This is a genomic window from Pseudomonas sp. PB103 (genome assembly GCF_009764635.1).
Taxonomy (GTDB): domain Bacteria; phylum Pseudomonadota; class Gammaproteobacteria; order Pseudomonadales; family Pseudomonadaceae; genus Aquipseudomonas.
In genome coordinates, this window is the sequence record NZ_RWIL01000114.1 from 54757 (window position 1) to 62040 (window position 7284).

Consider the following 7284-nt stretch of genomic DNA (forward strand, 5'->3'; position numbering starts at 1 on the left):
CCCGTCGGGTCCGCAGTCTAGTGGCGGGCCCGGCGGCTGTTCGAGTGATTATTGGGCGCCCTTCATGGGCAGAGGCGGCTTTGAAATGGCTTTGATCGTACAGAAATTTGGAGGCACCTCGGTCGGTACTGTCGAGAGAATCGAGCAGGTCGCCGACAAGGTTAAGAAATTCCGCGATGCCGGCGATGACCTGGTGGTTGTGCTGTCTGCAATGAGCGGCGAAACCAACCGTCTGATCGATCTCGCCAAGCAAATCAGTGGCGATGGCCAACCGGTTCCGCGTGAACTGGACGTGATCGTGTCCACCGGTGAGCAGGTGACGATTGCCCTGTTGGCCATGGCGCTGATCAAGCGCGGTGTGCCGGCGGTGTCGTACACCGGTAATCAGGTGCGGATCCTGACCGACAGTGCGCACAATAAAGCGCGTATCTTGCAGATTGATGACCAGAAGATTCGTGGTGATCTGAAAGCAGGTCGCGTGGTGGTTGTCGCCGGTTTCCAGGGCGTCGACGAGCACGGCAACATTACCACCCTCGGTCGTGGCGGTTCCGACACTACCGGTGTGGCATTGGCTGCTGCGTTGAAGGCTGACGAGTGCCAGATCTACACCGACGTCGATGGTGTCTACACCACCGACCCGCGTGTGGTGCCGGTCGCTCAGCGTCTGGACAAGATTACCTTTGAAGAGATGCTGGAAATGGCCAGCCTCGGTTCCAAGGTATTGCAGATCCGTGCGGTGGAATTCGCCGGCAAGTACAACGTTCCGCTGCGCGTACTGCACAGCTTCAAGGAGGGTCCGGGCACCCTCATTACTATTGATGAAGAGGAAACCATGGAACAGCCGATCATTTCCGGCATCGCTTTCAACCGCGATGAAGCCAAGCTGACCATCCGTGGCGTGCCAGACACCCCGGGCGTGGCGTTCAAGATTCTCGGCCCGATCAGTGCCGCGAACATCGAAGTCGACATGATCGTGCAGAACGTCGCGCACGATAACACCACCGACTTCACCTTCACCGTACACCGCAACGACTTCCAGGCCGCACAGAACGTGCTGGAAAACACTGCTCGTGAGATCGGTGCCCGTGAAGTGGTTGGCGACATCAAGATTGCCAAGGTCTCGATCGTCGGCGTCGGCATGCGTTCCCACGCAGGCGTGGCCAGCCGCATGTTCGAATCGCTGGCAAAAGAAAGCATCAACATCCAGATGATCTCGACTTCGGAAATCAAGGTTTCCGTGGTGATTGAAGAGAAGTACCTGGAACTGGCCGTGCGCGCTCTGCACACGGCTTTCGAACTGGATGCGCCGGCCCGTCAAGGCGAGTAATTCCAATTCTTGAAGGGCGCGGTCTGACCGCGCCCTTTATTTTTTGAATGGCGCGAGCCCTGAACTGTTCTTTTGCTCGCGCTGGTCAATACTCAGGCATGTAGGGCTACGATCGCTCCGGTTGTAGGTCGGGTGCCTTTTTTTTGCAGACTGTTGTCCCAGAACTGAATTGCGTAAGGAGAAAGGTATGCTGATTCTGACCCGTCGGTGCGCAGAAAGCCTGATTATCGGTGACGGCGAAATCACCGTGACCGTGCTCGGCGTTAAAGGAAACCAGGTGCGTATCGGCGTCAACGCCCCGAAAGAGGTTGCCGTGCACCGTGAGGAAATTTACCTGCGTATAAAGAAAGAGAAGGACGAAGAACCAAGCCATTAATTTTTATCGATTTTTATGTTTGCAAACGGGGAAAAGGTTGGTTAAGATACGCCCCGTGTTGCGGAGAGCTGGCCGAGTGGCCGAAGGCGCTCCCCTGCTAAGGGAGTACACCTCAAAAGGGTGTCGGGGGTTCGAATCCCCCGTTCTCCGCCATTATTTGCTTAGTACGTCGTAATCTGGCTTTTTCTGTAAGTTGTTGAAATTTATAGAAAAAGTGGTTGGAATAGAGATTAGACGGGCTATAATGCGGCGCAACAAATGCACTCGTAGCTCAGCTGGATAGAGTACTCGGCTACGAACCGAGCGGTCACAGGTTCGAATCCTGTCGAGTGCACCATTTAAGAGTCAGTTACAGCAATGTAAATGACTTGGCTTCAACCAGATGTGATCTGGTCTAAAAACACAAATGCACTCGTAGCTCAGCTGGATAGAGTACTCGGCTACGAACCGAGCGGTCACAGGTTCGAATCCTGTCGAGTGCACCATTTAAGAGTTAGTTGCAGCAATGTGAATAACTTGGTTTCACCCAGTTGTGGTCTGGGCTAAAAACACAAATTGCACTCGTAGCTCAGCTGGATAGAGTACTCGGCTACGAACCGAGCGGTCACAGGTTCGAATCCTGTCGAGTGCACCATATACCGAAAAGCCCGCGTTTAACGCGGGCTTTTTGCTGTCCGGAATTTGGCTTTTTCCTTCACGCATCCCCTCTGATCAAAATCTATTTGTGCTGTTCGGCCTCGCTTGATGTCGTAACGATAGGTTGTCGTCGACGTCCGAATATTCACCTTGTCCGGTTTGCCTAAAGCGCTTTCGACATCCTGCGCGCTCATCCCTGCGATCACGCGCCGATTGATGATCGCTTCGCGGCGTTGCCTGGCATCGATCACGTTGCCGCATATGTGCTCTGCGCCGCCGATGATGCCAGGCTCCCGACCTTGCGCACCCATACCCGATGTTTTTTCATGGTTGGCTTCCGGCATGACTGCCACAACGGAACCGGGTGAGTAGGGGTGAATCTCCTGCGTCGAGAATCGTTCGCCTTGCGCGCAACTCATTGATGTAAATGTGAGGCTGCCGTCCGCGCCTTCGCAACGATGCAAGGTTGCCGCCTCACCGTTTTGTGGCAGGTAGAGCAGGCAGGTCAACAGGAAAAGAATTGGCTTTGATGGCATTCGACGTCCTCCATGACGATCTACGCTGAAGGGTAGTCGCTGCATTTTTTAACGCAGGTGTGTTTTCTTTTCAGAATGAGTCGTCGCATTTGCAAGGATCAGGACAGCGCTCAGGTTTGTTTCGCAAGCGCTTGTTTCGACCGTGATTTTTTAACGTTTAAAACCGTCAGGCGGTGTATCATTGCGCCCGTCAGCCCCGCCGGGGCTTATGGAAAACCTCCATGGACTTACCCAGTAGTTACTCAGTAAACAGTTTCACCAATCATGAATTGACTGATTGATCCTTCCGGCGTGCCCCGCTGCTGGGAGTGGAGTTCGCCTATGTCTGAAATCGAAGTAAAGAAAACACAGGAAAGCCTGCAGGATCGCCTGGCTCAAGTCGTCGAGCTGCTGCAGCGTCAACGGGTCGTCGAAGACCTCACTCACCGCCAGGAAGGCGCGCATCACGACCGGGTTGAAAACCTGGTACACCGGCAGAACCTTGTCGAGTTGCAACGCAAGCTCGATGACCTGCACTCCGCCGACGTTGCCTACATCCTTGAAGCCTTGCCGCTGGACGACCGTCTGACGCTCTGGCAATTGGTCAAGGCTGATCGCGACGGCGATATTCTTCTCGAAGTATCCGATTCCGTTCGTGAAACGCTGATCGCCGACATGGACGATCACGAGCTCCTGGCTGCGGCCAAGGACATGGACGCCGACGAACTTGCTGACCTGGCCTCCGAGCTGCCGCGAGACGTCGTCCATGAGCTGATGGAGAGTCTGGATAACCAGCAGCGCGAGCGTGTCCGCTCGGCCTTGTCCTATGATGAGGAGCAGGTCGGTGCGCTGATGGACTTCGAGATGGTGACGATCCGTGAGGATGTCAGTCTCGAAGTGGTGTTGCGTTACCTGCGTCGCCTTAAAGAGCTGCCGGGCCATACCGACAAACTGTTTGTGGTGGACTACGACGGCGTGCTCAAGGGCGTGCTGCCGATCAAGCGATTGTTGGTCAATGATCCTGAGAAGCAGGTGGCCGAAGTGATGGCCAGCGATCCGGTGAGTTTCCATCCGGATGAAGATGCCTACGACGCCGCCCAGGCATTCGAGCGTTATGACTTGATTTCGGCCCCGGTGGTCGACAAGAACGGCAAGCTGATCGGCCGTCTGACCATCGACGAAATGGTCGACCTTATTCGTGAAGAGAGCGAAAACGAAGTCCTCAACATGGCGGGTCTGCGTGAAGAGGAAGATATCTTCGCCTCCGTCTGGAAGTCGCTGCGCAACCGTTGGGCCTGGCTGGCGGTCAATCTGATCACCGCATTTGTCGCTTCGCGGGTGATTGGCCTGTTTGAAGGCTCGATCGAGAAGCTGGTAGCGCTCGCGGCATTGATGCCGATTGTTGCCGGTATTGGTGGTAACTCGGGTAACCAGACGATCACCATGATCGTTCGTGCCATGGCGCTTGACCAGGTCAGCACCGGCAATACATCACGCCTCATGCGCAAGGAGCTTGCCGTTGGCTTGATCAATGGTCTGGTTTGGGGCGGTGTGATCGGCGTGGTTGCTTACCTGCTTTACGGCAGTTGGTCGTTGGGTGTGGTTATGACGGCGGCAATGACGCTTAACCTGTTGCTTGCAGCCCTGATGGGAGTATTGATCCCGATGACCCTGGCGAAAATGGGTCGAGATCCGGCGATGGGGGCGAGCGTAATGATCACTGCCATGACTGACAGCGGTGGCTTCTTCATATTCCTTGGGTTGGCAACAATCTTCCTGCTCTGATTTGCTGTATCGAGACAGCCCGCCTGATTGGCGGGCTTTTTTGTGCCTGCGAATATTTGAAATCCACGCAAAAAAAAGCCAGCAATCAAGCTGGCTTGAGGTGTTCGGTGTGGCTCAGGACGCGTCTGCTGCCATTTCGGCGTCGTGGGCAATCAAAGATACCAAAGCGTTCTGCTGGCGGTGAGACAGCTGGCGGAAGCGTTGCAGCAGCTCGCGCTCGTGTAGCGACAGCTCAGGGCTGTCCAGGCGCATGCTCAGCTCTTCGCCCAGTGCACCTTCCTGAATAAGACTCTGTTCAAGGCGCGCAATGATCTCGGAGTTCATGCTGCGATGATGATTGCGAGCCACCTCGGCAATGCGTTCACGCATTCCGTCTGGCAGACGTACGACGAACTTGTCAGCCGTACGGCTGGAATAAATTGCCTGTTTCAATGGGCGCATATATTTAACCGGTTAGTTCAGGGGAGCGGTTCTCGGGATTGGCCGCAGGATGTGTGGTAGGACAAGCATCCGCGCCAAATGGTTCAACCTGAATTGTTAAGAGGCCGGCATCATGCCTCAAAATTGCCAGATCATTGGCGTCAATTCTGTGACAAATATTGAGCTGGGTAAAGGCGTAATGCCAGCACCAATCATCAGAAATGCGGACTGGTTTGAAAACTTCGCCCTAGTTCGCACTACTGGTCGCTTCACGTTGCACATCAGTTGATGTCCGAAGACCTCAGAACGTGCATGCTAGCGGCTTTCTATCCTTGCTCCATGTCTCTACAGGATAGTGGCAAATTGCCGATTTACTAGTGGCAGGCGTGGGCCGGAGGGCGTTTTCAGGATGGATGGCAAGCTTATTTACCTGATGGGGCCTTCCGGTTCGGGCAAGGACAGTCTGCTGGAAGCTGCGCGCGAACCATTGCGGGTAATGAACTGCGACATCATGCGGCGGGTCATCACACGATCAGCCGAGTCCGTGGGCGAAGATGCGATCGGTGTGACGCCAGAAGAGTTTGCGCGGCGTGAGCGTGCGGGGGATTTCTCTCTCGCGTGGCAGGCGAACGGTCTTTCCTATGGGATCCCGATCGAGATGAATCGTTGGCTGGCGGCCGGGCGACATGTCCTGGTAAACGGTTCTCGCGCCAACTTGCGCCAAGCGCTTGATCGTTATCCGGCGCTGGTTCCGGTTCTGTTGACGGTAAACGATCGGGTTTTGCGTGAGCGTCTGCTTAGACGAGGTCGAGAGACGCTTGAGCAGATAGAGGCGCGTCTTGCTCGCAATGCACTGTTCAAGGACAGGCGCTCAAGCGATGGGGCGGTACATATGATCGACAACTCGGGTGATCTGGTCGACGCGGTATATCAATTGCTGGATGTGATCCGGCTTAGCGAAGCACCGGGTCAAACTTGATTTTGCGTCCGGCAACAAGAGCCAGCACAAACAAAACCGAAAAGACGCCGCAAGCAATCAGGGGCAGGGTGATTTCGGCGTCCTCGAACAGCGAAAAATGCATAACGCCACTCATTAGGGCAAGGATCAGAAATCCTGCTGCTGACTTTGACATGCTGTACTCCTGAAGATATTTCAAAAAACCAGACGTTCGACAGTTTGGGTTGGCAGGGCTTGTTCGGGGGCACTGACAGCCCTTGGCGTATAGCTGCTCTTATCGCTCAGAACCGCCAGTTGAGGCTGCTTCTGCACTTGCAGATAGTGAGGCATGCGTTGGGCTACCGATTCCGGCGCGCTGCTTTCGGGAATAAAGTGAGAGCTGACCAGAATCGCCAAAGCAGCAGCGTTTGCAAGCAAGAGGGTGGTGTTCATGAGTCGGCGCTCCGATTGTTCTTCTATAGAACAGGCATAGCAGCCGTCGTGCCAACAGTCTAACTGCTGTTAAGTCCTTAAAAAACAAGGATTTGAGGGGAGTATACGGATTGTTCAGGTTGCAATCTGCAATGAAGGCTTTTTGGCGGCGTGCAAAATGCCCGGTAAATCTTCCCGCAGCATTGCAGCGCGCATGCCTACACTTAATATGCCTACGGATGACATGACAAATCGGGGCTTGGCCGTTAACATGCACGCCGTCTGTCGTGCTGCGTCAGCTCGCGACAACCGTGTGTCTCAGTAGCTCAATTGGATAGAGCATCCCCCTCCTAAGGGGAAGGTTGGCAGTTCGAACCTGCCCTGGGACACCATCTCTTGTTTGAATTCCTTTCTATTAGTAGCACTCGCCGTCTGGTGAGGTTGCTTCATGCCGTTATTTCCATTGCCTCGCTTTATGATCCTTCGGTTCGCTTGGGATCCATCCTCCTCGTAGTCTTTCGCCTGCTCACCAGGCACGCCTTTTCGGTGTCTGCCGCACCTCTATATAGAAAGGAGGGTGTTTTCTAAGTTTTTGAAAGAAAAGCGAAATTAACGGTTGACGGCAGATCTCAGGTGTCTATAATTCGCCCCACTTCCGGCGCAGTCGAAACGGAAAACTCCTTGAGATTCAATGAGTTATGTAGGTTTCGGCAGCAGGTGCTTCAGTTAATCGAAGCCAGAAAGAAGTTGAAAAAGAGGTGTTGACAGCAGCGTGTAACGCTGTAGAATTCGCCTCCCGCTGACGAGAGATCTGAAGCGCAAGTGGTTGAAGTTGTTGAAGAATTCTTCGAAAACT

General features: G+C 54.3%; 8 protein-coding genes and 5 tRNA genes. 9 read left to right on the top strand and 4 right to left on the bottom strand.

The genetic code is table 11. The annotated features are described in order from the left end of the window. Positions 1–85: 85 nt before the first annotated feature. From EJA70_RS20560 to EJA70_RS20585, 6 genes are all read left to right on the top strand, one after another. Positions 86–1327, top strand: a complete 1242-nt coding sequence (locus tag EJA70_RS20560; protein WP_053122853.1) for an aspartate kinase — start codon at positions 86–88, stop codon at positions 1325–1327. A 187-nt stretch (positions 1328–1514) separates the two neighbouring features. After that, positions 1515–1703, top strand: coding sequence for a carbon storage regulator CsrA (gene csrA, locus EJA70_RS20565; protein ID WP_002554426.1), 189 nt, complete (start codon positions 1515–1517; stop codon positions 1701–1703). Between the two features lie 62 nt (positions 1704–1765). Further along, positions 1766–1856: transfer RNA gene (locus tag EJA70_RS20570), tRNA-Ser, on the top strand. A 107-nt stretch (positions 1857–1963) separates the two neighbouring features. After that, a tRNA-Arg gene (locus EJA70_RS20575) sits at positions 1964–2040 on the top strand. A gap of 71 nt (positions 2041–2111) precedes the next feature. Beyond that, positions 2112–2188, top strand: a tRNA-Arg gene (locus EJA70_RS20580). Between the two features lie 72 nt (positions 2189–2260). Next, positions 2261–2337 (top strand) — tRNA-Arg (locus EJA70_RS20585). A 19-nt stretch (positions 2338–2356) separates the two neighbouring features. Here the strand turns inward: EJA70_RS20585 and EJA70_RS20590 are convergent. After that, on the bottom strand, positions 2357–2875 hold the full coding sequence (locus EJA70_RS20590) for a cell envelope protein SmpA (RefSeq protein ID WP_158833113.1): 519 nt from the start codon (positions 2873–2875) through the stop codon (positions 2357–2359). A gap of 321 nt (positions 2876–3196) precedes the next feature. On the opposite strand from EJA70_RS20590, the gene mgtE reads away from it, so the two are divergent. After that, on the top strand, positions 3197–4639 hold the full coding sequence (gene mgtE, locus EJA70_RS20595) for a magnesium transporter (protein WP_008086078.1): 1443 nt from the start codon (positions 3197–3199) through the stop codon (positions 4637–4639). Between the two features lie 114 nt (positions 4640–4753). On the opposite strand, the gene EJA70_RS20600 is transcribed toward mgtE, so the two are convergent. Then, complete coding sequence (locus tag EJA70_RS20600; protein WP_003178899.1) at positions 4754–5080, bottom strand: Arc family DNA-binding protein; 327 nt, start codon at positions 5078–5080, stop codon at positions 4754–4756. A 388-nt stretch (positions 5081–5468) separates the two neighbouring features. On the opposite strand from EJA70_RS20600, the gene phnN reads away from it, so the two are divergent. Continuing rightward, positions 5469–6038, top strand: coding sequence for a phosphonate metabolism protein/1,5-bisphosphokinase (PRPP-forming) PhnN (phnN, locus tag EJA70_RS20605; protein WP_158833115.1), 570 nt, complete (start codon positions 5469–5471; stop codon positions 6036–6038). Here phnN and EJA70_RS20610 read toward each other — a convergent pair. Further along, complete coding sequence (locus EJA70_RS20610) at positions 6013–6192, bottom strand: PA3371 family protein (protein WP_008086073.1); 180 nt, start codon at positions 6190–6192, stop codon at positions 6013–6015. The two genes, phnN and EJA70_RS20610, sit on opposite strands and share 26 nt — an antisense overlap. A gap of 20 nt (positions 6193–6212) precedes the next feature. After that, the gene (locus tag EJA70_RS20615) at positions 6213–6449 is read right to left on the bottom strand and encodes a hypothetical protein (protein WP_158833117.1); all 237 of its coding nucleotides are present in this window, start codon (positions 6447–6449) and stop codon (positions 6213–6215) included. 294 nt (positions 6450–6743) lie between these two features. On the opposite strand from EJA70_RS20615, the gene EJA70_RS20620 reads away from it, so the two are divergent. Continuing rightward, positions 6744–6820, top strand: a tRNA-Arg gene (locus EJA70_RS20620). Positions 6821–7284: the final 464 nt, after the last annotated feature.